Below are 24,829 nucleotides of genomic sequence, written 5' to 3' on the forward strand. Positions count from 1 at the left end.
GGGATGGTCCGGGCATGCGGCTGAAGAGCATCAGCTCTGGTGGGAAGTAGCCCTGATGCCCCACTTAATTCATCTGATATGACCTTCCTTTTCCCGGAAAAGAGTGCAATAAGCGGAATTATGTTTTTCTTTTCAGAGATCACCTGCCTGATTGGCAGGAATAGATGGGTTTCTTTATCTTGGCGTGAGAATAGTGAGTATCAATGATGCTCCGGTGTGACCTCCATATTCATACCAATCATTCGCGTGACGGTGAGAGCCGTGTTGAGGATATCCTCAGGAGGGCTGAGGAGATCGGCCTTGATGTGATCGCGATCACCGATCATGATACCGTTACCGGTGCCAGATATGCGCTTGAACTGAAGACGAATGTATTGATCATACCTGGAATTGAGGTCTCGACAAAAGAGGGGCATCTTCTCGTCCTCGGGGTGATGGATCCGATTCCTGCCGGATTATCTGTCAGGCAGACGATTGCGATCGCAGGGCAGATGGGCGGAGTGACGATCCTGCCCCATCCGTTCCATATGTGGCGGCATGGTGTCGGGCTGAAGCTGAAAGATGCTCTTGCCCTTGTTGATGCTGTGGAGGCATTCAACTCCCGGTATATCGTCGGTGCAGCAAACCAGAAAGCGGCACGGCTTGCCAAAAGGTTTGGGAAGCCCTGTATCGGGGGGAGTGATGCCCACCACTGGCGGTATGTCGGGTACGGCTCGACGCTTATTGAAGCAGAGCCAACAGTGGATTCGATCCTACACGCCATCTGCCAGGGGAAGACCATCGCCTCCTGCCGGATGACGCCGCTTCGCACCTATACCCACCAGTCCCTCAAAAGCACATGGAGGAGGTTGCAACGGCGGATACCGAACCTTCGCCGGTGAGAATCGCTCTTCGGATCAGCTATCCCGGGCGGCGATTCTCAGGTTCACAGCAGCAGCCTGATACCAGAACTGTTGAGGGGGTGCTCATCGACACCTGCCTCCGCCTCCACCTTTTTGAAGATTTCCGTTCTGCGGGATTTGTCTCTGCCGGGAGGACCGATGCGGGTGTCTCAGCACGGGGGCAGGTGGTCGCCTTCACAACACCTTATCCTGAGCGTATCGTCTCTTCTTTAAACCGGATGCTCCCCTATGACTGCCAGGCAACCGGCTGGGCGGAGGTTCCTGATGATTTCAATCCCCGGTACCAGGCAAAAAGCCGGACATACCGGTACCTCTTCACACACGAGGGTCTTGATCCACATCTGATGGAGGAGGCTGCATCCCGTTTTGTCGGGCTCCATGATTTCCGAAGAATTGCACGGGTGGAGGAGGGGCGGGATCCGATGCGGCGTATCCTCTCAGCACGGATCTTCAGAGAGGATGGCCTGATCGTCTTTGAGGTGACTGGAGAGAGTTTCCTCTGGAATATGGTCCGGGGGATGGCAACCCTTCTCCTTGCAGCGGGTGCAGGTGTAATCCCTTCGGAGCGGATCAGCACGCTTCTCACTGAAGAAGGGGATCGGATCCCGGCAGCCCCTCCTGATCCACTGATCCTCTGGGACGTGGACTCTGGCCTTCTGTTTTATCCTCTCACCAGATCAGAAAAGGCAGATCAGAAGCTCAGGAATGAGGCCGACCGGTTTAGGATCGGAGAAAAAATGGTTGGGTGGTTAGGCGGGGACCGCCTGGATATCCTTCGGAAGGAGGAGATTCACGATAAATTGCGGCACCTGTTCTGATGTCTTCACTGCAAGGAAGAAGTTTGCCGTTTCCTGGTCAGAGAGTCCGCGATAGGTGAGGTATATCTGGAAGTTCGTGTCGACGACGGTGATACCAAGCGTCTTCACAACCGCACGCCTCACAGATATCAGCTTATCCTCTCCCACATCCAGTTTTTCGGTCTGCCCGTCAACTGCGATCAACATCTCATCCTGGGTGGAGAGGGCGACCATATCGATCCCGCCGACATTCACGGTCTTTCCAAGCGGGAACCAGACATCATAGGTGGTGGTATAGGGGTATGTCTGCCCCTCCACCGGAGCATACATCGTCACGTTCAGCGTGGCGAAGACGGCGACCGCACCGATGAGGAGGATCAGGATGAGCACCCCGATGATCTTCAGTTTGCTGCTCTTCTTCTTCTCAGGTTTATCCATGTACCGGATCTCGTGGATCGTCTCCTTCTCATGGCTGACCGTTGGTTCCGGAGCGGGTTTTGGTTTTTCTTCCGGAGCGGGTGCCGGGGTGCTGGCCGGAGCAGTCAGGGGATCCTGTGTCACCTTCGGTTCTTCTTTCTTCATTTCATCATCTGTCATAGTGTATCACACACATGTGAAAAGATGCGATCAAAATATTTAAGTTCTATGTGTTGGAGGCAGGTATCCTCTCACAAATGGGACAAGTGCAAACACCAAATGTAAAATCGATCGTACCCTGATTCGTATCCTGATCTTCGCCGACCATCCTGCATATGCAAAATCCGGGGTAACATTGAGGTGAATCCGGGTTGTCCGGAGTGCTCCCCGGAGGGCAGCAGCCCAACCATAGAGCTTCCCTGTCTCACCGGCATCGCCGGTTCCGAACCTGCCGCTGATTGTAACCGAGTCGATTGATATTGGAAGCTTCAACAGGGCAGAGAGGGGAAAACCGGTCTCTTCCTCTGCCTTCTTCAGAATGTCACTGCCTTCATCTTCTTCCTCATCTACTGCACGTTCCTCCTCTTCCGGGATGATATACGTGTACACGAGCCTCTCAAAGAGCCAAAGCTCAAGAGTCCGTTTTGGGAGAAGGAGGAGGGTGATTGGGCCGAGACCCCCCCCGGCAGACCATCCTTTGGGGCTTATAGATCCGATCAGGGTGAGACAGAACGATACCAGGACGACTGTTGCTCCCCCCCCAAGGCATGCGAATGCGAGGAGTATGGGGTAGAAATCCATTCACTCTTTCTTGGATCCCCGGATCGCCTCGATCACCGAGGGGAGGGATTCTGCGGCAGTCGAGATCGCCTGTGCGACCTCACCCTTCTTTCCCAGAGTAAAGATCTGGATCCCCTCGGGTCCCGGAATGTTCTGGTGAATGACCATCACCGCAACCGGGGTGACACCCGCTCCGGCACCACCGCCGGTACCTGCACCATCTGCGGCTTTTCCCTCCCCTCCGCCAAATCCAAATCCAACTGAAGAGATGGTGAAGATCGATCTATCTCCTGATACAATCGGATTTGAGACCAGGATATCTGAAGAGACCATTGTCCTGAGGTGCTCCAGAATTCCGTCAAAGACATTTCTCTCTGTCATGGTAGTGAAGTATAACCAGGTGATTATTAAGATGTGTGTCAGTCTATTGGACAAATATGATCAACAATGTATAAATATATACAGAACTTACCAGAGTATATGCAAACAGAAGTACACAAAACGGTGATGCCATCGGACTGGCACCCGCCGCACCCGGATTATTCCTCCCGATAAAGGGAGCAGATCCGGTTGCGGTCTACCGGGCGCTTGCTGAAGGCCCCGGTTATATTCTCGAATTCCCCGGCCTTCCGGTAATGGTCGGGATTGGATCTGAAGTACTGGATTGTCCGGGTGATCCTTATGATGCTCTCAGGGCACTGGCAGCCGATCCCCCCTTCTCCCCTGCCGGATATCTCAGGTACGAAGGCGGGGGCAGGTTCCTCTCATGCCGTGATGCCGTCTCCATCGATCGAAACGGGATCACGCTCTTCTCACGTGAGATGGATGAAGAGGCAAAAAGCCGGATCCAGATGATGGCCGCAGTCCTCCTATCGCGTGATCTCTCACTTTCTCCACCACCAACAGGTGATCTACCAACAGATTCGAGCACCACGATGGAGCGCCCACTCTTTACTGATGGCGTCAGGCAGCTCAAATCCCATATCGTTGATGGCGACTGCTATCAGGCAGTCCTCTCCAGGAAGATACAGCTCCCGTTCACCGGCGATCCCCTCAGGATCTATTCCGCTCTCCGGTCACAGAACCCCACCTGTTATGGATATTTCCTCGATTTCGGTGACGAACAGGTGGCAGGAGAGAGCCCGGAGATGCTGGTTGCAGCCAGTGGGAGCACCCTTACCACCGTCCCGATTGCAGGCACACGGCCGCGGGGCTGCAACCCGGATGAGGATGAAGCGCTCGCAGCAGATCTGCTTGCCGATAAAAAAGAGCGGTCAGAACACCTGATGCTTGTTGACCTTGCACGGAACGATATCGGGAGGGTCGCAGCGTTTGGATCTGTCTCGGTTCCCCGGTATGCGGAGGTGGCGAAGTACCCAAAAGTCCAGCATATCGTATCAACGGTGACGGCAGAGGCAGCTTTCGGAGCTGATGGCTATGATGCGCTCCGATCCTGTTTTCCCGCAGGCACTGTAACGGGAGCCCCGAAGAAGCGTGCAATGGAGCTGATCGCAGAACTGGAGCAGGAACCCCGTGGGATCTATGCCGGTGCAGTCGGGTATGCCGGGAGATCGGCATTCGCATTTGCAATTGCAATCAGGACCGTTGTTGTCAGGGATGGTGTTGCATCGGTGCAGGCGGGGGCCGGGATCGTCGCGGGATCAGATCCTGACCGCGAATTCGATGAGACCGCCATTAAGGCGGAAGCCTGTCTCCGTGCCATCGACTCAGCCGGGAAGGAATCAGCATGAAGGTCGTAATCGTGGACTGTTTTGACAGCTTCAGCTATAACCTCCTCCAGCTTGTGGGGAGCCTCGGAGCCGATCCGGTGGTGATCCCCGCAGACCGCTCATGTGAGGCTGTGGAGAAGGAGGAGCCTGATCGGATCATCCTCTCACCGGGACCCGGAAAACCCGGGGATATGGCACTCCCGATGGAAATCCTTGCCACCCTCTCAAAGACGGTCCCGACACTCGGCGTCTGCCTCGGGCACCAGGCGATCTGCTCTGCTACCGGCGGGCGGATCATCCATGCCCCACGCCCGGTGCATGGGGAGGTCTCGGAGATCTCCCATAATGGCTCCGGGATCTACTCCGGTCTTCAGAATCCGTTTCCGGCTGTCCGGTACCATTCTCTTGTTCTTGATGAAGGTTCTCTCCCGGAGGATCTGATGATCACCGCATACTCCCTTGACGACCACCTTCCGATGGGTGTCCGCCACCGCCGCTTTCCGATCGAAGGGGTGCAGTTCCATCCCGAGAGTCTCCTCACCGGGATGGGAAACCGCCTCATCGCCGCATTCCTTGATGGAGGGATCGCATGATCCAGGAAGTCTGCGTTGCGATGGCAGAGGATGCCCCCCTGCCGCAGGGAGGACTCGGCCTTGCCTTTGACGATCTCATATCGGGGTCAGCAACACCTGCACAGGCAGGAGCGTTCCTCTATGCACTGAGGAACCGCACCCTGACAGGAGAGGATCTCGCCACCTGTGCATCGGTGCTCCTCTCCCATGCAAGAACGATTGTGATCCCCGGATCAGATCGTGCGGTTGATACCTGCGGAACTGGCGGCGACCACTCGATGACGTTTAATATCAGCACCGCCGCCGCATTTGTCGCGGCTGGTGCAGGAATTCCTGTCATAAAGCACGGGAACCGTGCGCAGACAGGCAGGTCGGGTTCTGCGGATCTCCTCACCGCACTCGGTGTCTCTATCGATGCTTCTGAAGAACAGGTGATCCGATCCTTTCAGGAAGCAAATATTGCCTTTCTCTCTGCCCCGACGTACCATCCTGCCTTAAAGACCCTTTCGGGGTTGCGTTCAGAGCTTGGATTCAGGACGATCCTCAATATCTCAGGCCCCCTCTGCAATCCGGCAGGCCCGATCAACCGGATCATTGGTGTCGCCGATCCCGCCCTCCTCGGTCCGATGGCAGAGGCGCTCCAGGCACTCGGGGTTAAGAAGGCGCTGGTCGTCTCGGGGGATCAGCTGGATGAGCTCTCCCTTACAGGGGAGAACCGGATCTGCGAGCTCTCTTCAGGTCAGATCGATTATTATACGCTGAATGCAGCTGATCTCGGCCTTGCTGAAGCGCCACGCGAGCTGCTGGTTGCAGGAAGCCCGGAAGAGAGTGCTGCGATCATCAGCCGGGTGCTTCACGGCGGCGAGGGGCCTGCCCGTGATATCGTCCTCCTGAATGCTGCGGGGGCGATTCTCGCCGGGGAAGGATCAGCAACCTTCTCCTCTGCCCTGAAAATGGCAGAAGATGCAATCGATTCGGGAAGGGCTCTTGAATCACTCAGGCTTCTTGCGGAGATCAACGGGGGTGCCTGAATGATCCTGGATGCACTTATCGCGTCATCACATCAGCGGGCTGCCAAACTACCGGATACGTTTCCGCGGGATTTCTTCTCCGTCCGAAGCCTGAAGCGGGCGCTCCTCTCCCGGTCGCCTGCGGTGATCGGTGAGGTGAAGTACGCCTCGCCGGGGGGGCCGACCGGTGCAACCCTGCCTCCGGGACGGCTTGCGGCTGCAATGGCGGCGGGTGGTGCGGTTGCGATCTCGGTTCTGACCGAGCCGACGGTCTTTGCCGGCGATCCCTCCTTCATAGGAGAGGTGCGGAGGCATGTGAGCCTCCCCCTCCTCAGAAAGGATATCCTGGTACACCCGCGCCAGATCCGGGAGAGCCGGGCCCTTGGTGCGGATGCGGTTCTCCTGATCGCTTCTGTCCTCGGGGACGATCTCCCTGCATCTGTCGATTACGCGATCGAATGCGGTCTTGAGCCGCTTGTCGAGGTCTTCTCCGCCGGTGAAGCAGAAGATGCCATTGCCACACGGGCCTCACTCATCGGGATCAATAACCGCAATCTCAGGACACTTCAGATCGATCCCGGCACTTCTGCCCGGATCGCCCCGGCAATCAGGGCAGCAGGCAAAATCCCGATTGCGATGAGCGGGATCTCGACTCCGGCCGAGGTGGAGGAGGCGATGAAGACCTGTATGGGTGTATTAATCGGGACCTCGATCGCGTCAGCTGCGGATCCGAGGGAGGCGACGGAGGCGTTTGCATGTACGTGAAGATCTGCGGGATCACCTCTCCCGCCGATGCCAGGCTTGCGGTATCTGCCGGAGCAGATGCGATCGGCATCATCCTCTATACCGATTCACAACGATCAGTTACCACGCGGAGGGCTGAGGCAATTCTTAAGGCGATTGCCGGAAGGGTGGAGACGGTCTGCGTCACCACCACAAGGTCACCTGCCTATCTGCGGGAGATCTGCCGCCTCTCACCGGATGCGATCCAGACCTATCATCCGCTGAATGTACCGGACCGGTTCATCTCTGTCTCGGGCTGGGATGGGATCAGCCTGCCTCCAGAAGATGCCGACCGCCTCCTCCTTGATCTCTCGCATGGCAGGGGAGTTATGCTTGACACTGTGGTGGCAGAAGCTGCGATTGAAGAAGCAACGGTTCCTGTGTTGGTATCAGGCGGGCTCACGCATTCATCTGTTGCGGGCGTGATCCAATCGCTCCATCCAGCCGGTGTCGATGTCTCAAGCGGCGTTGAATCATCTCCGGGCGTGAAGGATATGCACCGGGTGCAGGCTTTTGTTGCTGCCTGTCGGGGGTGCTTGCTATGAGGTTTGGGGAGTACGGGGGGAGGTATGCTCCTGAGATTTTGATCGAACCTCTCAGGGAGCTTGCTGAATCATATGCCATCTTCAGGGAGGATTCCGATGCACAGGCAGAGCTTACAGCACTCCTCACCCGCTATGCCGGGAGAGAGACACCGCTCTACCTCTGCAGGAACCTCGGGAGAGAGACGGGGGTTGGAATCTGCCTGAAACGGGAGGATCTGCTTCATGGCGGTGCCCATAAGATCAACAACACACTTGGACAGGCGCTCCTTGCGAAGCGTTCCGGAAAAGAACGGCTGATCGCAGAGACCGGGGCAGGCCAGCACGGGGTGGCAACCGCCATGGCGGGAGCAGTCCTCGGCCTCCCGGTCGAGGTCTTCATGGGTGCAGTCGATATGGAGCGGCAGGCGCTGAATGTTGCACGGATGGAGCTTCTTGGTGCCACTGTCACCCCGGTATCAGGCGGATCTGCCACCCTCTCCGATGCCGTCGATTGCGCGCTCCGGGACTGGGCTGCCACCGCAGAGACCTCGCATTACCTGATCGGATCCTGTGTCGGGCCTGACCCGTTCCCGAGACTGGTGCGTGATTTCCAGTCTGTCATCGGCAGGGAGCTGTATCATCAGTCGCTTGCACTGGAAGGAAGGCTCCCTGATGCGGCTGTCGCCTGTGTCGGCGGGGGATCAAATGCGATCGGGACCTTCTTCCCGCTCCTTGATACCACGGTACGGTTGATCGGGGCAGAGGCGGGGGGGCGGAGCCTCAGCCCAGGCGATCATGGCGCCTCCCTCTCCTGTGGAACCCGGGGGGTGCTCCATGGAGCCTTCACCTCGGTCCTCCAGGATGCAGAAGGACGGATCTCCCCGACGCACAGCATCTCGGCCGGGCTCGATTATCCGGGCGTCGGGCCCGAACATGCCCATCTCCGTGATATCGGCAGGGCAGAATATGTGACGGTTACCGACAACGAAGCCCTCGCTGCATTCCGGCTCCTCTCAAGGAAAGAGGGGATCATCCCGGCACTTGAGTCTGCACACGCGGTTGCTGCGGCACTCCGACTTGCAGAAGAGATGGACCGGGGCAGCCTGATTGCAGTCACCCTCTCGGGCCGCGGGGACAAGGATCTTGGCACTGTCCCCGGAGGCGGGGCATGACCCGGATCGAAGAGGCGTTTCATCAGGGGAACTCTCCCCTCCTGATCGCCTGCACCGTGGCCGGTGATCCGACCCCGGAACTCTCGCTTGAGGTTATTCTGTCGATGATCGAATCCGGTGCCGATATGATCGAGCTGATCATTCCAAACACAAACCCGGTTGCCGACGGTCCCGTGATCTCGCGTGCCCATGAACGGGCTATCCGGGGTGGGATTGGCATCGAAGGTGTCTTCCAGCTCATTCGGGCGCTGAGGAGAGAGAGCGATATCCCGATCTGCCTGATGACCTATGCTAACCCGGCAATTGTCAGGGGTGAGGCAAAATTCCTCTCTGATGCCGCGGCTGCGGGAGCAGACGGGATACTGATTGTGGATATGCCGCCTGAGGAAGGAGGATTACTCCTCTCTCAGAAGAAGATCGATCCGATCTATATCATCGCCCCGAACACACCGCCGGAACGGAGAGCGATGATCGGGGGGGTCGGCCGGGGATTCCTCTATCTCGTCTCGGCACCCGGTGTCACCGGAACACGGCAGCATCTCCCGGATGATCTGGGGGATCGGGTCTTGGAGGTGAAGAAGAGTACTATGCTTCCGGTTGCAGTCGGGTTTGGGATCGGATCCGCCGACACAGCCTATGAAGCAGCAGCAGCCGGAGCAGATGCCGTGATTGCCGGATCGGTGATCTCCGGGGCGATCGAGAGGAACCCGGATGATCCTGCCCTCTTTGTGGGAGAGGCTGTGCGGGAGATCAGGTCCGGAATTGCCCGCCACCGATCCTCTCGATCCGCCGGGCAATGATGTTCGCAGCATCAATGACGGTATCGGGATGCGGTTTCAGAATAGCGACCGGAATATCGACGATCTTCTCGATGATGGAGGCGATGATCGGGGCACAGATGATCCCTGAGGCCCCATCCTTCTTCGCTTCGACCGCTGCCATCATGCACTCGTCGATCGAATTTGCGGCATATCCTTTCATGATCACCTCTTTTCCTCCGATTGATACCCGTGCTCCCTCGATCTCGTCGAGCAGGAACTTTGCCGCAACAACGGCGATGAATGTTCCTTCATGCGGCTCAAGGGCGGCAACGATCCGCCGGACAGTCGAGAGCCGGGGATCCCGTTCCCCTGAAGCGATCTTATAGAGTGTTGCGGGGGGAATACCGGTCTTCTCCGAGAGTTCACGGATCGTCATATCCCTCCTCTTCAGCTCCTCGTCAAGCGCTTCTGCAAAATCAGTCTCAAAGATCCGGCGTGAGAACATAACAAGTAGGATCTCTTCTCCGGGAGATAATAAGGATGCATCCTGACATTTTATGTGGAGAACCATCTCATCATGACGAGGCCGTCTTCGCCATCCTTGTAATAGCTGTCATAGCAGAAGATCTCCTGGTATCCGAGCCTTTTGTAGAAGGCGATCGCATTCTGGTTTGAGATCCTCACCTCGAGCTGGATGGCTGCGGCTCCTTTCTGGCGGAGGTCATCCTCGATCCAGCGGAGCAGTTCCCGGCCAACCCCCCTGTGGCGGTACTCGTCTGCCACGGCGAGGGTGCAGAGATGCCCATAGATCACATCCCCTGTATCCTCGATCCCGCCCCCGCAGAAGCCGATGATCGTCCCGTGAGCAACTGCCACAAAGAATGAGGAGAGGTACATCTCCATAGCTTCACGAATACCGCTCTCTCCCCAGGGATCAGTGAATGCCTTCACTTCAAGGGGGACGATCGCGGGGATGTCGCCTGGATTTGCCCTCCGGATCAGAAAGGTGATCCCATGTTCCGGATGAAAACCTGCAGTCACCATCTTTCAATAGAGTATAGCACCTACACCTACGTGGAGTTTTCCATGGTTTCCATCTATCCGTTCAGAGCCCTCCGTCCGGCAGCGGAGGAGTCTGCCGCTATTGCATCCGTTCCCTACGATGTTGTCAGTAGGGACGAGGCGGCGGCATGTATTTTTGAAAACAATAAGAGTTTTCTCCGGGTGATCCGATCCGATGCAGAACTCCCAGATCTCAATCCCTATGATGATGCGGTCTATGCCCGTGCCCGCGCGGTCTTTGATGAGATGCAGGCAGAGGGCCTCCTCAGGCAGGATTCTGCAGAGAGCTACTCGGTGTACCAGGTGGAGGATGAGGGCCGGGTTTTTACCGGCCTTGTTGCATGCATCGGGGTCTCCGAGTACCAGAATAAGGTCGTGAAACGGCATGAGCTTACCCGGTACGATAAGGAGGAGGATCGGACACGGCATATCGATACTGTCGGTGCGAATACGGGGCAGGTCTTCCTCCTCTACCGTGATACAAAAGGTATCCACGATCTCATCGCCTCGCAGGCAAACGGAGAGCCGGTCGCAGAGACGAGGACGAAGTCGGGTGCGGTGCACCGGATCTATCCGATCACCGATCCCGATCTGATCAAAAAGATCACCGGAACCTTTGCAGATGTGCCATCCCTCTATATTGCGGATGGCCATCACCGGGCAAAGAGTGCTGTCAATGTCTATGAGCGCCGGAGTGAACGCGGGGACGCTAATCCGGAAGCCAGCCGTTTCATGGGCATCCTCTTTGCCCATGATTCCGTCCTGATTCATGGGTATTCCCGACTCGTCCGTGATTTAGCCGGGATGACAGAGGATACTTTCCTCCAGAGGCTCGGGGAGATCTTTTCGATCCGGGAACTGGACTCTGTGGATACGCTGGCCTCTTCCATTCCTCCGGCTTTCGATTTGGCGGATCACCATATCATGCACCTCTTTATCGGGGGCCGGTTCTATGAGCTGACGAGACCATTTGATCCCTCGGCAGATGCGATTGCCCGGCTCGATGTCTCGATCCTCCAGGAGAAGGTCCTCTCCCCGATGCTTGGGATCACCGATCCACGAGGCGATGAGCGGCTTGCGTTTATGGGTGGCGCCCTTCCGATTGCTGATCTGATCAGTGGGGTTGATTCGGGCGAGTATGCGTTTGCGATCCTGATGCAGCCGATTGGCGTTGATTCGATCTGCGATATTGCAGACAATGATATGATTATGCCGCCCAAATCGACCTGGTTTGAACCAAAACTTCTCTCAGGTCTTGTTATTCATATGATTGACGAATAGGGAGCACGGGTGGTTCCCTTCATATTTTTTCCCAAAAGCTCTTACCATTTGAATGAGATGAATCTCTTGTGCTCCGGCTGTACCTTCTGACCCTTGCGATACTCCTGATCTCTGCCACCGGCTGTGTCATGGCTCCCGGAGGAGACGCTCCGTCTGATCAAATGGTTTATGAAGCGCCTCCCTCCTTCCAGATGCGGATCAGCCTTGACGAAGCCCTCACCTATGCAGAGCCGCCGATATACCTGATCATCGGCCGGGATCTCCTCCCCGATGGCATGGCCGCCTCCTGGATCATTCTTGCAACCGACCCCGAGGGAGGCTTCCTCTTCCTCTTTGTAACAGCGGACGGGGTACGTTCTTCGATATGGGAAGGGACGGTCCCCGGCGCCCCAATCAATCCGGAGGAGTTTCCGTTTCCGGATCAACCGGTGCCCCTTGTGATCTTTTCGGAGGGAGCGGAATGAAGGATGATGCGGTTGCAACCTTTGATTTTCTTATTGGTTTCACCATCTTCATCATCGCATTCATCTTTGTTGCAGCGATGATCCCCCATACACTCTTCTCGGTCCAGTCGAGCAGGATCGATTATGATGCGGTCGCCTACCGGACCGGGGTGATCCTGGTCGAAGATCCCGGAATGGCCGCCTCGCCTTCATCCCCTGTCTGGGAGCTGAAGGCAGATCCGGGTGATGTGATAAGGATGGGGCTCTCGGTTGAACCGGGGTCTGCCCATATCCTCTCGAAAGGAAAGGTGGAACGTTTTTTTAATAAGAGTTTTTTCACCTATCCGGATGATTATCGCCGTGCACTGCTCTTTGGTGATTATCCGTACTCGTTCAATATCACCCTGACGATGCGTGATGAAGATCAGATCTTCCGCCCTGAATACTCGATCGGCCTAAACCCTCCGGATCTCTACGGATCGGTGCGGAGGGTGGTGGTGGTGAAGGAGCCGTCCAGGCTGGTGGTTGATGGTTATTTCAATCAGACGTTTAATTATACCGGAAATGAAACCCCGCCCCAGCGGTTCTCGGTTGATCTACAGATGAATCAGCTCGTGGATCCATCGGTTGATCCGCTCTTCAGGATCGATCCGAGGACTGATCCAATCCAGATTGAGATCCTGAATTTTTCTAAATACGTAAATGGATCGGCCAAATCTGAATCGGACAAAGCAAACCTGAGTCGGGTCATCATCTTCCGTAATGATGTCCCGATCACCTTTCCGGCATATGATATCTGGCTTGATGGCTTCAAGACAACCCTCCCGGCCACTTTGAATACATCCCTCAATTTCACGCTCAATCCGGTTCCGGAAACGCCCTGGAGGCTGTCTGATACGATCACTATCACCTTCGACTTTGCTGATGATGTTAACCACCCGCCGACGCTGATCATGGGGACTCATGTCTATGATTACCGGAATGCAACATTCCCCGATCCAAAACAGGGTATTCTCGAGGTGGCGGTATGGTAGTGAATGATAATGGATCCCTCTATACCATTGAGGGGCTGGCAGCAGGGCTCCTGATGATTGCAACCGCAGCAATCGTGCTCCAGTCCGTCTCCGTCTATACGCCGGGGGATACCCACATCGATGATATGCTCCTTGAGCAGCTCGGTGCCGATGCACTGGCAGTGCTGGATATGCCGGTTGAGCCGGGTGGGGAGACACAGCTTGAGCTTCTGCTCAACAGCGGGGATGGCGGAGCGGGTTTCCATAATGCCTTCTATCCGCTTCTCAGGGAACGATCGTTTGCCCCGGATGATCCGGTGCAGTATAATGCGACCATCTCATACCGGGTTGTTGCTGATGATAGGGTGAAACAGCTGGCTTTTACCAGTTCTGCAGATCATACGGCTAGTGCCCCCTACACAGGCTATGATCCGGCAATCCGGGTGACTAGATGGGTGCATCTGGATTCCATGCATCCTTTTCACCCTCCGGTTCCTAAGAGAGAGCAGATGGTACTTCTGGAGGTGATCCTGTGGCGGGGATGAACGATGACGGGCAGTGGATCGTCCTTATGGGATTTCTGATCAGCATCGCCCTCCTCTTCCTGATGGTGATCATCAGCCAGGCGACACTGGTCGGGCAGACAACGGCAGAAGGGGTGCTTGAGTTCCCAAAACATGAGATCCGGGATCTCAGGGGAGAAGTGTTCCGATCAGCAGAGCTGGATGAAGGTGCCTGGGATCTTATTCGTGAAGATATACGACGTATATCATTGGAAAAGAATCATGCTATCGTTGATCTCTCGCGATCCCCGATCATGGTTGGTGTTCAGCCTGCCATGATGGTGACGATACGGTTCAATAATGGAGTATGTGAGTATGAAGAGACATTCCTCGTCTGATGCGGTTGCAAACCTGATCGGCTACATCATCATCACCGGCGTTTTGATGGTGCTGCTCGTCTCGGTGATGATCCTGGTAAACGATTCTCTGATGGTCAAGCCCGCCGAGCGGTTTACCTATCATAGTTATGTCGATATCGGGAACGGGATGTCTGTTCGGATCGTTGATATCTATACGATTGCACCGGTGAATGGATCAATTGTCTCGGATATTGATATCCCCTATGATGTCCTTGGAGAAGGGTATATCATCACGGTCCGGCGTCAGGGGGTGGATCAGGAGATTCTCGTGAAAGGCGATCGGACAGAGACGGTGATCTCGCTTGCCGGGATCGGGGCGACACGGGCTGTCCGGGGAACGACGACCGGCGGGGGGCTGAACCGGGTGATCTATGATTCAGGGGGTGTCTGATTGATGAAGAATGATGAGGGGGTCTCTGAGGCGATCGGATTCATCCTGATCTTCTCGATAGTTGTGCTTGGGATTGCAATTGTTGTCCTCTATGGCTTCCCACTTCTTGTTACCGGACAGGGGAGTGCTGATATGAGGAATATGGAGCAGACGATGATCGTGCTCCAGAACGATCTGAAATCGATCAGCTACAAGATGGTTCCTTACAAGGAGACGGCATTACAGGTGCAGGGAGGAGTGCTCTTTGTGACGGAGGCATCAGGCACATTTGAGGTGCTGATCGACGGCGATTCGAAGTATAACGGTCAAGTAGGGCAGATCCGGTATGTCTCGGATCTCGATCGTACCAGGATCACCATCGAGAACGGCGCCGTCCTCACCCGCCCCGAGCTTGGCAGCGGATCGGCGATGATCACCGAGCCACGCTGGTATTATGACAACTCATCAAATACCCTGATCCTCTCCTTTATCGAGATAGAAACAGAGAGGGAGCGAGCGCTTGCCGGTGTCGGGAGGATCGAGATGAAGGTTACTGATATCGAGACGACGGAAATCAAGTATCCCCCGGAGATTAATGTGACTGTCAATGTCCGGTACTCCCCCGATCCCGGAGATGACTACTCAGTTGCATGGGGTAACTACATGACCGGGAGGCTTGAGATGACTTCAGATGGAGCGGGCGGCTATCTCCGTTCGAATGTTAAGAGGCTCGTCATAAAGAGAACCGTTATTACCATAACAGGTTTTTAGGTTCAAAAAAGGAGTTCAGAGGTAGTTATGTGCCCTGAGCCAGTCTACCTGGGGTTTGGTGTAGCGATAGATGATGTCGGCCTTTTCATCCTGGAATGACCATGGGATGACGATTAGGATATCACCTTCGCGGATCCAGACACGCTTCTTGATCTTGCCTTTGATCCTGCCCATCCGGGTGACGCCATCGCCACACCTGACACGGATATGGTTTGACCCAAGCATCAGGTCTGCAATAGCAAACTGTTCTTTCAGGCGTCTGTTCGGAATTCGTACACGTACAACCCCTTCTGGTTCTCCGGTTCGTTTATTGTTATCAGTCAGAAAATCTACCTCTTTATCCCCCACGTTGGAATATCATAATGGTGGCCACCAGGCATCCGGCACGCGAGTATCTGCTAAAGTATGGAATCCAGATTTACTTAAAGTATTGCCTTAGTAGGGAGGGGGTGGGGGTTTTGATCTTTTGTTATCAGGAGAAGGATAACCGGTTTGGTATGTAGCATGGTAGCAGTTGATCCGGTACCTGACAGTGATGCAGGTGTCTGAACTCTTTGAAAGGTTGTCTTGGTTTTGCCATCAACCGCAGTTGTTTCCAGAATGGAAATAACTGAATCTTTATCCAATTCACCGGCGATCGGTGTTCGGAGAGAGTGACAATAGCCCAGGTTCGTTCAATCCAGCGCCTGGCGGTTGAAACAAAACTGTTCAAAACCACAAGTTTTCTAATCCCATCGAATTCGATGGGTTTGAAATCCGGGTTGTTGGAGTGCTCCCAGATGTCGAGGAATTCGAGAGTGTTCCGTTTCCGCGATCTCCGGGTGGTGCAGGCTTCCAAAAAAAAAACCCAAACCCTCCATCACCAGTAATCCTCAATGAACCTCTCCGGGTAGACCGGATCCCGGAACCTGACCTTCGCCGGATCGAACTCCTCGGGATCGAATGGCCCTCCCCACCATTCCTTGTAGGATTTGTGCTCTTTATGCCGGGGATTTGCCATGGCACGGAGAAACTCTGCATATCCGCTTACACCCCCGACATCCTCAGGCGGGCAATGGCACCTCCCGTCGATGCACCGGGGATACATACCGTCTCCCTGTCGTGGAAGCTCCTCCTCAAAGATGACCCTGTGATGCCAGTCATCTCCGAAATCATATTCATACAGGGCCGTCCTGCCGGGCTTCCGGAAATACCACCTGATCTTCTCCTTCCGTTCATCGTAACAGACCACCTGGCCTTCCGGCAATTCGTTTGTCATATCGGTGATCAGCTTTTCTTCTCCGCTATATGGATCCCTGATAAGGAAATCATGGAGGTGATAATCCTCCCATCCAAACGAATCGACGATGGCATAGTGGAGATCACGGAAACTGCTGGTTGAGGCGATCTGCACCCTCCGCCAGATGGATGGCTTGATCTCAAGGAGTTCGATTTTGAACTGGTAAACCGTTGAAAAGACTCTTCTCATGACGTACCCTCTCTCTGTTCTATGATTCTTCTTTGCGATGATGAATATGGCTGATTCGGTTATTGAATAGATAACTATTTGGCTTTTCTTCCTCAATCTCTCAATCAGAAAGATTGGGATTATTGATTCTAAGAGTTATTCCATCGGAATCGATTATTGTGAGTGGGGGATTTGATATGAGTGGACAATTACTTGATATTTTGAATGATCTCATGAATCTTCCCTCCGAAACCGAATGGGTTGAGTTCAAGGAAGCAAAAACAGATTACGACTCCGATAAGTTAGGTCGGTATTTCTCTGCATTGAGCAATGAGGCGAATCTCAATAATAAAGAGTCAGGCTGGCTTGTCTTTGGGATAACCGACTCCCTGCCACGAAGAGTTGTTGGAACGAACTATCGAAGTACCCCACCTGGTCTTGAGAGGCTGAAAACAGAAATTCAAAAGGGAACAAACCATCTGTTAACCTTTACCGCAATTCATGAACTGAATCACCCGGATGGTCGGGTGATCCTGTTTGAGATTCCACCGGCCCCCCGAGGTATTCCCACCATGTGGAGGGGTCGAACATTTGGTCGTACTCATGAATCCATTGACCTTCTTTCGATTGCTGAGATCGATAGGATTCGGAATAACAAACCCATTGACTGGTCTGCTGAGGTTATTGAGAATGCCACATTCGACGATCTTGATCAGGAGGCGATTGCATTTGCCCGTGATGAATACAGGAACAAGCACTCCCAATTATCTAATGAGATAGATCGATGGTCTGACAGGGAGTTCCTGAATCGAATCGGGCTTATTTTTAATGGAGGGATCACTAATGCAGCGATCATTCTCCTTGGCAGGAGTGAATCAACGCATCATCTCTCTCCTCTGGTTGCTCAGATCACCTGGATATTAAAGGATGCAGCCGGTATCGAGAAAGATTATGCCCATTTTGGTCCTCCGTTTATCCTCGCAGTTGATCAGGTCTTTGCCAGGATCCGAAACCTCACCTATCGGTATATGACCGATGAGACCCTTTTTCCCATCGAATTGTCGCAATATGATCCCTGGGTGATGAGGGAGACGCTCCATAATTGTATTGCACATCAGGATTATCTTCAGGCGGCACGGGTTTCAGTTGTTGAAGGTGAAGATTACCTGCTTTTTACCAATCGAGGCACGTTCATCCCCGGCTCTATTGAATCTCTCATCACAGGAGATAGACCACCCGACTATTATCGAAACCAGCTCCTCGTAGAAGCGATGGTGAAACTGAACATGATTGATACGGTCGGAAGTGGCATCAAACGGATGTTCCGGTCACAGAGAGAGCGCAACTTCCCGCTTCCTGACTACGATCTGACCGATCCCACAAGAGTCAGTGTGCGTATCACTGGTAAGGTAATTGATCCTAGATATACCCGGATGCTGATTCGGCATAAAGATCTTGATATGCTGGATGTCATTGCCCTTGATAAAGTTCAGAAGGGATATCGTCTCTCGGATTCAGAGGTAAAATCCCTTAGATCAAAGAAACTGATTGAAGGGCGACGCCCGAATCTTTATGTTTCAGAAAAGGTCGCTGTTGAAACTGATACAAAGGAGGATTACATCAGGAAACGCTCCTTTGATAAACAGTATTTCAAAGATATGGTTATTGAATATCTGAAAAAGTACGGAGAAGCGGATCGAAGAACAATTGAAAAACTATTGCTGGGTAAAGTATCGGATGCATTAACTGAAGAACAGAAGCGTCAGTATATCAAAGATCTCCTTAAGGATATGCGCAAAAGGGGGATTATAGAGACGATTGGAAAAACCCGTGGTTCACGTTGGATTCTCGCATCAGAATATCGATTATGATTATGGGGAATCCATTTCTCATTATCTTCTTATCATTGGGAGTATTGGGGGTTAATTGGGGAAATTTAAAACATATTTTGGGCTAATATCCAGAAAATAATCCGAATAAACCGCATTTTTTAACTATTCGCCCTAGTGTAATTGGGGAAATATACGATGATTGTGAAGTTATTTTGGTTCTCAATTTGCCACCCCGCTCCCCCAAAAGATCCCCCCCCTCCCCAAGTATCTTCTCTCATGAACGCCCCATCTTTTCCCATGGCAGTTAAGGTGTTTTTCGTCTCTTCCGAGGCGGGATGTTGTGGCGAGAGCCTCCAGGCAAAGTGCCTGCGGCTCCTTGATGAGGCAGGGTTGAATGAGAAAATCCCCGAGCAGGGGCTTGTTGCCGTGAAGACCCATTTTGGTGAAGAGGGGTGCGACAGCTTCGTCTCGCCCCTCTATATCAGGCAGGTTGTTTCGAAGGTGAAGGAGGCGGGCGGGGTGCCGTTTGTGACCGATACAAACACCCTCTACCGGGGGATGAGGCATGATGCTGTTTATCACCTGGCGCTTGCGATCAGGCACGGATTTGGGTCTGAGGTGATCGGCGCCCCGGTCTTCATCGCAGATGGCCTGCGGTCAAAGAACGATATCGTGGTGGAGATTCCTGGCGTGCACCTGAAGGAGACCCGGATTGCTGCTGGGATTGCTGATGCGGATGCTCTGATCGTCGTCTCGCATGTGAAAGGCCATGCGGTTGCCGGGTTTGGGGGGGCGATCAAGAACCTCGCGATGGGGTGCGCCTCAGCTGAAGGGAAACGGGAACAGCACCGTGCGATGCCCGCAATCGTCAGGGAAGATGACTGCGAGGGGTGCGGGGGCTGCGTCTCGTCCTGCCCCGAAAAGGCGATCGCCTTTGAAGGTGCCGCCAGAATTGATCCCGACAACTGTATCGGGTGCGGTATCTGCGTTGAGACCTGCCCTGAATCTGCAATCTACTTTGATTACGTCCGTGATGCCGCACATCTCTCGGAACGTCTTGCCGAATATGCCCTCGGTGCCGCCTCCCTCTTCCCGGAGAAGGTGCTGTACCTGAACTTCCTCCTCAGGATTACCCCCGACTGCGACTGTGCCCCCTTCAGCGACCGGCCGATCGTCCCGGATATCGGGATACTCGCCTCAGCCGATCCGGTGGCAATCGATGCCGCAAGCCTGGATTTAATCGACGGCCAACAGGGGTTTGCCGGAACCCGGCTTGCCACGCACCATGCTCCCGGCGAGGATAAGTTTGCAGGAGTCTGGCCTGAGATCCCGATCAGGACACAGATCCGGCATGGAGAGAAGATCGGCCTTGGTACATCAGAGTACGAACTGATCCGGATCTAATCGCTTCGGGAGAGATACTCCCGCATAATCTTTATAGCGCAGTAATCGCCGCACATCGAGCAGGGGCCGGAATCAGGAACCCGTGCACTGAGCCGCTCGGGATCGATCGCCTCTTCGATCTGGCCCTTCCAGTCGAGCTCTGCCCGGCATGCCGAGAGTGCTGCATCGAGATCATCTGATCCCAGCCTGACGGTATCGCCGATATGGGCGGCAATCTTAAAGGCGATCAGCCCCTCCTTCACCTCTTCCTCTGTCGGGAGGCCGATATGCTCAGCCGGGGTGATCGCACAGAGATAATCTGCACCCGCAGAGACTGCAACGGATGCCCCGATTGATCCTGCGATCTCATCGTGGCCGACTGCCCTGTCTGTGGCAAGGGGCCCTGCAACAAAGAGGGGATAGGGAGATGCATCCTTGTAGAGCCTGACACAGACGGGGATGCGGTCTATCCTGACATGGCCGCCACAGCCTTCCACGATCACCTGGACGCCATGCTGATGGCAGCGGTCTGCAATCCCGATATTCTGCTTCCGCTCAACTGCGGCGGCGGCATCCCCGCCATCCACGATACTCCCCCCCCGCATGGTATTTCCGAGTGAGATAATGATCTCATGCTTCCTGGCAATCTCCATCACCTCGTCAAAATATTCGAGGAACGGATTTTCACGCCCCGAATGAAGCATGTATGCGGCGGTCATGGATCCGCCTTTTGAGACAACACCGAGTACCCTCTGGCTCCTTCCGAGTGCTTCGAGGGTCTTTTTGTCAGTCATGTGGAGGACACAGGAACTCACCCCTTCTGCTGCATGGCTTCTGAATGTATCAAGAATGAAATCCCCATCCAGGCAGTCTATCCCCCCGGCATCCACGACTGCCTGGTAGATAGGAACAGTTGTCAGGGGGAGTGCCGTCTCCCTCAGGATCGCGGCCCGGATCTCCCTGATATCTCCCCCCATCGAGAGATCGGTTAAGGTGTCTGCTCCATATCGTTCGGCAATTGATGCCTTCGCGAGCTCGGCCGAAAGATCCGATCGAGCTGTTGAGGTGCCGATATTGACATTCACTTTTGCAGAGAATCCCCTGCCGATCCCAACAGCCCTCTTCCCGCCAACCATAACCGTGGCACTGCCATTCGCGATATGCTGTAGGAGAGGATCCAAATCGAGCCCTTCTCTCTCTGCTGCGGCTGTGACGGCTGGAGGTATCTTTCCTTCTGTTGCATCTTCAATAATAGTCCCCATCTGATGAAACTCCGGGCTTTGCTTGTACTATGTCTGAATCCAATCAACAATGAAGGTAGCCTATCAGGATGAGCTCTTCTCTACAGGAGGAGACCAGAACACCTGCTTAGTCTTGTATCCTGTATCGCCCTTCCGGCACCCGGATCTCAAAACGTGCCCCTTTACCTGGAATTCCGGTTTCATGGATGGTGATATTGGTGATTCCGAGGATCTCGCGGGAGAAGAAAAGCCCAAAACCGGTATTCTTGCCAAAACTATGGGCAAATATCTTCTCTTTATGAGCTTCCGGAATGCCTTCCCCGTCATCTTCCCAGAGTATGACGAGATCGCCTTCCTCTCTCCTGCAATGAATTTTGATCCCGGTTGCACCCTCTGAATGCCGGATCGTGTTGTCATAGAGGTTAGAGAAGACCTTCTCTGCCATGAGATCTGCATAGATCGATATCTCCTGGCAGTCACTCCTGATTGGAATGTCGCCTTGTGGAATCTTTCTTATCAGATCATGGAGTGAAAGCCATTGCGGCTCCTTCACGCCGAGCTCCTCGTACTGGTCGGTGAAGTCGATCTGCCGCCTGATGTTCTGGGATGCTCCCATAATCCTGTCGGTATAGTATCTCTCCTCTGGATCACCCCTCTCATCCACGCTACATTGTAGTATTCCAAGGTAGCCGATGATCATGGTGATCTCGTTTAAGATATCATGGCGGGTAATACTTGAGAGGATCTGGAGCTTCCGCTGTGCGAGAGAGAGGGCTTCGGCTGCTGCCTTCTCCTCTGTGATATCCATCCCGAAGATGATGGCTCCATCGGGATCTCCGAACTCATTATAGACCGGGCAGCCCTTCAGGTGGAAGATCCTCCCGTCCGGAAGCGTGACATCACCCTCCTCGATCCTGCCTGTTTCGAATGTTCTGAGCACCGGACAGTCCCCGCACCCAGAGTCATTCTCCCGCCATATCTCCTGGCAACGGGATCCGATGAAATCATTTGGCTTCTTTTGGGCAGAGGCTGCTGCCACCCTGTTTGCGTACCTGATGGTATAATCGGAATTGATGTAGGTGAGCATCACCGGCATCGCATCAAGAATGGTCGCCTTCTCCTCCTCAGACCGCCTGAGTTTCTTCTCCATGGCATGCTTGTACAATGCCATCTCGATGGTGGTCTTCAGCTCCTGTTCCCGGACCGGTTTCAGGATATACCCGTATGGCTCGGTCTTTTTTGCCTCTCTGATATAGTCGTCATTTGAGAAGGCAGTCAGGTAAATGACGGGGATTTCACTTCTGGCTTTGATCTCAACTGCCGCGTCAATGCCGGTTCTCCTGCCTGCGAGCCTGATATCCATCAGGATCAGATCAGGCATCTCTTCCATCGCCTTTTGGACTGCGAGCTCTGCATTTGGAGCGATCCCACAGACGGAATATCCAAGATTCGTCAGATGCTTTCTGATTGCCATCGCGGTGACGGCTTCATCCTCAACGATCAATATCCTGGCAGTACTCATCAGTCTCTTCTCTCCAATGAAAACCCCTAAATGAATTTACTATTTATGATGGATCTTTTTTTATAAAAGATCTTGTGATCAGAGATCGTTGCTGGTTTTTCCAACCGAATGGTGAATAGCATTATTCATGTAATGGCCCGGAATGATAAATTCACGATCATGCTGCTCTCTCAAAACGCCCTTTCCAGACCCTGATCTCAAACCTCGCCCCCTCGCCGGGTATGCCGTTCTCGGTGATGGTGGTTCCGGTGATCCCAAGGATCTCGCGGCTGAGGAAGAGCCCAAAACCGGTATTCTTCCCAAATCCCCGCTCAAATATCTTCTCTTTCATCTCCTCAGGAACACCCGGGCCGTCATCCTCCCAGATGATCAGAAGATCCCCGTCATCTGGCTTGCAGTGTATCAAAATCCCGGTTGCTCCTTCTGCATGCCGGAGGGTGTTGTCATAGAGGTTTTCAAAGACCTTCTCAATCATCGGGTCTGCAAAGATCCGGACTTCCTGACAGTCATTCTGGATTGGGAGTTGTTGCTGAGATACTGTGTTGATCAGGCTGGTGAGCTGAAGCCATCTGGGCTCATCGATCCCGAGGTTCTCGTACTCCCGTGTGAACTCGATTGCACGCTGGATGTTTTTGGATGCAGTCTTGATACGATCGAGGTAGTGAGCCTGTGTTTCATCGACACTCATCCCTTCCGCGAACTCAAGGAAACCGAGGACGGTGGTGATATGATTGAGGATATCATGGCGGGTGATGCTCGAAAGGATCTGGAGCTTTTCGCTGGTCAGCCTGAGTGCATCCTCTGCTTCCTTCTGCCTGGTGATATCCATCCCGAACTCGATGATCCCTTCGAAGTTCCCGTCATCATCATAGACCGGGCAGCCCTTCAGATGGAAGATTCGCCCGTCCGGGATCTGCACCTCCCCCTCCTCGATCCTATTGCTCGTCAGTGAGCTGATCACCGGGCATTTCTCGCAGGCGTCTGTCCGCCCATGCCATATCTCAAAGCAGTGACGTCCGATCAGATCCTGCTGGCTCATTCCGACAGATGCGGCCGATGCCAGGTTCGCATACCGGATGGTCAGGTCGGGGTTTAAGTATGCGAGCATCACCGGCATTGAATTGAGGACGGTGGATTTCTCCTCTTCCATCTGTCTGAGCGCCTCTTCTGCGGCTTTCCGTTCGCTGATATCACGGACCACCGAGAGGATGAGGGTTTCATCCGGATGCCTGATGACGCGTGAGCTGACCTCAACCGGGAACGTTGAGCCATCTTTTCTCTTATGATCGGACTCGAATATGGAATGCCCCTGCTCCAGGAGCTCCTGCATTCTATCCGGTGCCTCGCGGATCGCCTTCTCCCCGGCGATATCGATGACGGTGAGCCCGAGCAGCTCTTCCCGTGTATAGCCGAGGCTCTCGCATGCCCGTCCGTTCACCTCGTTGAATTTTCCGGGCATGCCGTCTGCATCGATCTCATGGAGGAAGATCGCATCGCCTGCCGCCTCAAAGAGTGTGAGGTATCGGTCCTTTGTGTCAGTGATGATCTGCTGCGCTGAATACAGCTCATCGACATGGGATCTGATCTCCTCTTCAGATGCCAGCAGCTCTTCGTTTGTTGCCGTCAGCTCGTCATTTGACAGGCTGAGCTGCGTGGCAAGCTCGGCTCTCTGCATCGAGAGGTAGGTGATCACGCCTGCGATCAGGATGAATAAGAGCACCCTGATGGCCGCCCCCTGCAGAAGGGCGGGATCGGCGGTTGTTGCGGCAAAGAGGATGAAATAGAGTCCGGCAAGCAGGATGGAGAAGAGAAGCCCGCGTTTGTAATAGTAGACACACGCGATGATGATCGGGATATAGAAGAGGTTCTGGTGGATGATGAACCAGCCGATTGAGAGGGAATAGAGGGTGATGATGATACAGATCGCTGTCGTTATAGTGAGGGCGATAAAGGGTATGCTCTTTGACTGATTGCTCACCATGATACTCCGTATTTCTTATAAAACAGGGTAGGGAGCGTGTCGGCTTAATACTACGCCTGATTGCCTCGCTGCTGTGTTCATTCGTTCTGATGAGTGCACACCACACACTTTGT

Annotated in this window: 28 protein-coding genes; 18 read left to right on the forward strand and 10 right to left on the reverse strand. The window is 54.1% G+C overall.

Annotated elements, in window-relative coordinates; translation table 11 throughout:
* Positions 1-206: 206 nt before the first annotated feature.
* On the forward strand, positions 207-881 hold the full coding sequence (locus ACZ44I_RS00605) for a CehA/McbA family metallohydrolase (protein WP_464551676.1): 675 nt from the start codon (positions 207-209) through the stop codon (positions 879-881).
* Positions 839-1,720 carry a tRNA pseudouridine(38-40) synthase TruA gene (gene truA, locus ACZ44I_RS00610; RefSeq protein WP_464549675.1) on the forward strand — a complete coding sequence of 294 codons (882 nt, stop codon included), beginning with the start codon at positions 839-841 and terminating at the stop codon, positions 1,718-1,720. Before ACZ44I_RS00605 ends, truA begins: the two co-directional genes overlap by 43 nt.
* Here the strand turns inward: truA and ACZ44I_RS00615 are convergent.
* The 3 genes from ACZ44I_RS00615 to ACZ44I_RS00625 are packed head-to-tail and all read right to left on the reverse strand — an operon-like array spanning position 1,652 to position 3,277.
* A complete protein-coding gene (locus ACZ44I_RS00615) occupies positions 1,652-2,296 on the reverse strand; it encodes a hypothetical protein (protein ID WP_464549674.1) in 645 nt (214 codons plus the stop codon). The genes truA and ACZ44I_RS00615 overlap by 69 nt on opposite strands.
* A gap of 39 nt (positions 2,297-2,335) precedes the next feature.
* A complete protein-coding gene (locus ACZ44I_RS00620; protein WP_464549672.1) occupies positions 2,336-2,917 on the reverse strand; it encodes a DUF2953 domain-containing protein in 582 nt (193 codons plus the stop codon).
* Positions 2,918-3,277: a spore germination protein GerW family protein gene (locus ACZ44I_RS00625; RefSeq protein ID WP_464549670.1), complete on the reverse strand. Its 360-nt coding sequence runs from the start codon at positions 3,275-3,277 to the stop codon at positions 2,918-2,920.
* Between the two features lie 254 nt (positions 3,278-3,531).
* Here ACZ44I_RS00625 and ACZ44I_RS00630 point away from each other — a divergent pair, with 254 nt between their 5' ends.
* The 7 genes from ACZ44I_RS00630 to trpA are packed head-to-tail and all read left to right on the forward strand — an operon-like array spanning position 3,532 to position 9,487.
* Complete coding sequence (locus ACZ44I_RS00630; RefSeq protein WP_464549668.1) at positions 3,532-4,647, forward strand: anthranilate synthase component I family protein; 1,116 nt, start codon at positions 3,532-3,534, stop codon at positions 4,645-4,647.
* Positions 4,644-5,219: an anthranilate synthase component II gene (locus ACZ44I_RS00635; protein WP_464549666.1), complete on the forward strand. Its 576-nt coding sequence runs from the start codon at positions 4,644-4,646 to the stop codon at positions 5,217-5,219. The genes ACZ44I_RS00630 and ACZ44I_RS00635 overlap by 4 nt, the downstream gene beginning before the upstream one ends.
* Positions 5,216-6,229, forward strand: coding sequence for an anthranilate phosphoribosyltransferase (gene trpD / locus ACZ44I_RS00640; RefSeq protein WP_464549665.1), 1,014 nt, complete (start codon positions 5,216-5,218; stop codon positions 6,227-6,229). The genes ACZ44I_RS00635 and trpD overlap by 4 nt, the downstream gene beginning before the upstream one ends.
* The gene (locus ACZ44I_RS00645; RefSeq protein ID WP_464549663.1) at positions 6,230-6,973 is read left to right on the forward strand and encodes an indole-3-glycerol-phosphate synthase; all 744 of its coding nucleotides are present in this window, start codon (positions 6,230-6,232) and stop codon (positions 6,971-6,973) included.
* Positions 6,964-7,536, forward strand: a complete 573-nt coding sequence (locus ACZ44I_RS00650) for a phosphoribosylanthranilate isomerase (RefSeq protein WP_464549661.1) — start codon at positions 6,964-6,966, stop codon at positions 7,534-7,536. The genes ACZ44I_RS00645 and ACZ44I_RS00650 overlap by 10 nt, the downstream gene beginning before the upstream one ends.
* Complete coding sequence (gene trpB / locus ACZ44I_RS00655; protein ID WP_464549659.1) at positions 7,533-8,687, forward strand: tryptophan synthase subunit beta; 1,155 nt, start codon at positions 7,533-7,535, stop codon at positions 8,685-8,687. Before ACZ44I_RS00650 ends, trpB begins: the two co-directional genes overlap by 4 nt.
* A complete protein-coding gene (gene trpA / locus ACZ44I_RS00660) occupies positions 8,684-9,487 on the forward strand; it encodes a tryptophan synthase subunit alpha (protein WP_464549657.1) in 804 nt (267 codons plus the stop codon). Before trpB ends, trpA begins: the two co-directional genes overlap by 4 nt.
* Here the strand turns inward: trpA and ACZ44I_RS00665 are convergent.
* Positions 9,438-9,953, reverse strand: a complete 516-nt coding sequence (locus ACZ44I_RS00665; RefSeq protein ID WP_464549655.1) for a helix-turn-helix domain-containing protein — start codon at positions 9,951-9,953, stop codon at positions 9,438-9,440. The genes trpA and ACZ44I_RS00665 overlap by 50 nt on opposite strands.
* A 50-nt stretch (positions 9,954-10,003) precedes the next feature.
* The gene (gene rimI, locus ACZ44I_RS00670) at positions 10,004-10,492 is read right to left on the reverse strand and encodes a ribosomal protein S18-alanine N-acetyltransferase (RefSeq protein WP_464549653.1); all 489 of its coding nucleotides are present in this window, start codon (positions 10,490-10,492) and stop codon (positions 10,004-10,006) included.
* A 42-nt stretch (positions 10,493-10,534) separates the two neighbouring features.
* Between rimI and ACZ44I_RS00675 the strand changes: the two genes are divergently transcribed.
* From ACZ44I_RS00675 to ACZ44I_RS00705, 7 genes are all read left to right on the forward strand, one after another.
* On the forward strand, positions 10,535-11,791 hold the full coding sequence (locus ACZ44I_RS00675) for a DUF1015 domain-containing protein (RefSeq protein WP_464549651.1): 1,257 nt from the start codon (positions 10,535-10,537) through the stop codon (positions 11,789-11,791).
* 68 nt (positions 11,792-11,859) lie between these two features.
* The gene (locus tag ACZ44I_RS00680) at positions 11,860-12,255 is read left to right on the forward strand and encodes a hypothetical protein (protein WP_464549649.1); all 396 of its coding nucleotides are present in this window, start codon (positions 11,860-11,862) and stop codon (positions 12,253-12,255) included.
* Positions 12,252-13,268, forward strand: coding sequence for a hypothetical protein (locus ACZ44I_RS00685; RefSeq protein WP_464549647.1), 1,017 nt, complete (start codon positions 12,252-12,254; stop codon positions 13,266-13,268). Before ACZ44I_RS00680 ends, ACZ44I_RS00685 begins: the two co-directional genes overlap by 4 nt.
* Positions 13,262-13,792 (forward strand): DUF7288 family protein, encoded by a 531-nt coding sequence (locus ACZ44I_RS00690; protein ID WP_464549645.1) that lies wholly within the window; start codon positions 13,262-13,264, stop codon positions 13,790-13,792. Before ACZ44I_RS00685 ends, ACZ44I_RS00690 begins: the two co-directional genes overlap by 7 nt.
* Entirely contained in the window at positions 13,789-14,148 is a 360-nt protein-coding gene (locus ACZ44I_RS00695) for a hypothetical protein (RefSeq protein ID WP_464551675.1), read from the forward strand. Before ACZ44I_RS00690 ends, ACZ44I_RS00695 begins: the two co-directional genes overlap by 4 nt.
* Positions 14,126-14,560, forward strand: coding sequence for a hypothetical protein (locus ACZ44I_RS00700; protein WP_464549643.1), 435 nt, complete (start codon positions 14,126-14,128; stop codon positions 14,558-14,560). Before ACZ44I_RS00695 ends, ACZ44I_RS00700 begins: the two co-directional genes overlap by 23 nt.
* 3 nt (positions 14,561-14,563) lie before the next feature.
* Positions 14,564-15,310 carry a DUF7289 family protein gene (locus ACZ44I_RS00705; RefSeq protein ID WP_464549641.1) on the forward strand — a complete coding sequence of 249 codons (747 nt, stop codon included), beginning with the start codon at positions 14,564-14,566 and terminating at the stop codon, positions 15,308-15,310.
* A gap of 15 nt (positions 15,311-15,325) precedes the next feature.
* Here the strand turns inward: ACZ44I_RS00705 and eif1A are convergent, their stop codons facing one another.
* Together eif1A and ACZ44I_RS00715 are read right to left on the reverse strand one after the other, a co-directional pair.
* Positions 15,326-15,580 (reverse strand): translation initiation factor eIF-1A, encoded by a 255-nt coding sequence (eif1A, locus tag ACZ44I_RS00710; RefSeq protein ID WP_464576629.1) that lies wholly within the window; start codon positions 15,578-15,580, stop codon positions 15,326-15,328.
* A 589-nt stretch (positions 15,581-16,169) separates the two neighbouring features.
* Complete coding sequence (locus ACZ44I_RS00715; protein ID WP_464549637.1) at positions 16,170-16,778, reverse strand: plasmid pRiA4b ORF-3 family protein; 609 nt, start codon at positions 16,776-16,778, stop codon at positions 16,170-16,172.
* 176 nt (positions 16,779-16,954) lie between these two features.
* Here ACZ44I_RS00715 and ACZ44I_RS00720 point away from each other — a divergent pair, with 176 nt between their 5' ends.
* Both ACZ44I_RS00720 and ACZ44I_RS00725 read left to right on the forward strand, forming a co-directional pair.
* Positions 16,955-18,628 carry an RNA-binding domain-containing protein gene (locus ACZ44I_RS00720; protein WP_464549635.1) on the forward strand — a complete coding sequence of 558 codons (1,674 nt, stop codon included), beginning with the start codon at positions 16,955-16,957 and terminating at the stop codon, positions 18,626-18,628.
* A 258-nt stretch (positions 18,629-18,886) separates the two neighbouring features.
* Positions 18,887-19,993: a DUF362 domain-containing protein gene (locus ACZ44I_RS00725; protein WP_464549633.1), complete on the forward strand. Its 1,107-nt coding sequence runs from the start codon at positions 18,887-18,889 to the stop codon at positions 19,991-19,993.
* On the opposite strand, the gene thiC is transcribed toward ACZ44I_RS00725, so the two are convergent.
* From thiC to ACZ44I_RS00740, 3 genes are all read right to left on the reverse strand, one after another.
* Positions 19,990-21,234, reverse strand: coding sequence for a phosphomethylpyrimidine synthase ThiC (gene thiC / locus ACZ44I_RS00730; protein WP_464549631.1), 1,245 nt, complete (start codon positions 21,232-21,234; stop codon positions 19,990-19,992). The genes ACZ44I_RS00725 and thiC overlap by 4 nt on opposite strands.
* 106 nt (positions 21,235-21,340) lie before the next feature.
* On the reverse strand, positions 21,341-22,735 hold the full coding sequence (locus tag ACZ44I_RS00735; RefSeq protein WP_464549629.1) for a response regulator: 1,395 nt from the start codon (positions 22,733-22,735) through the stop codon (positions 21,341-21,343).
* A 157-nt stretch (positions 22,736-22,892) separates the two neighbouring features.
* Positions 22,893-24,716, reverse strand: a complete 1,824-nt coding sequence (locus tag ACZ44I_RS00740; protein WP_464549627.1) for a PAS domain S-box protein — start codon at positions 24,714-24,716, stop codon at positions 22,893-22,895.
* Positions 24,717-24,829: the final 113 nt, after the last annotated feature.

The organism is Methanocalculus pumilus (assembly GCF_055382585.1).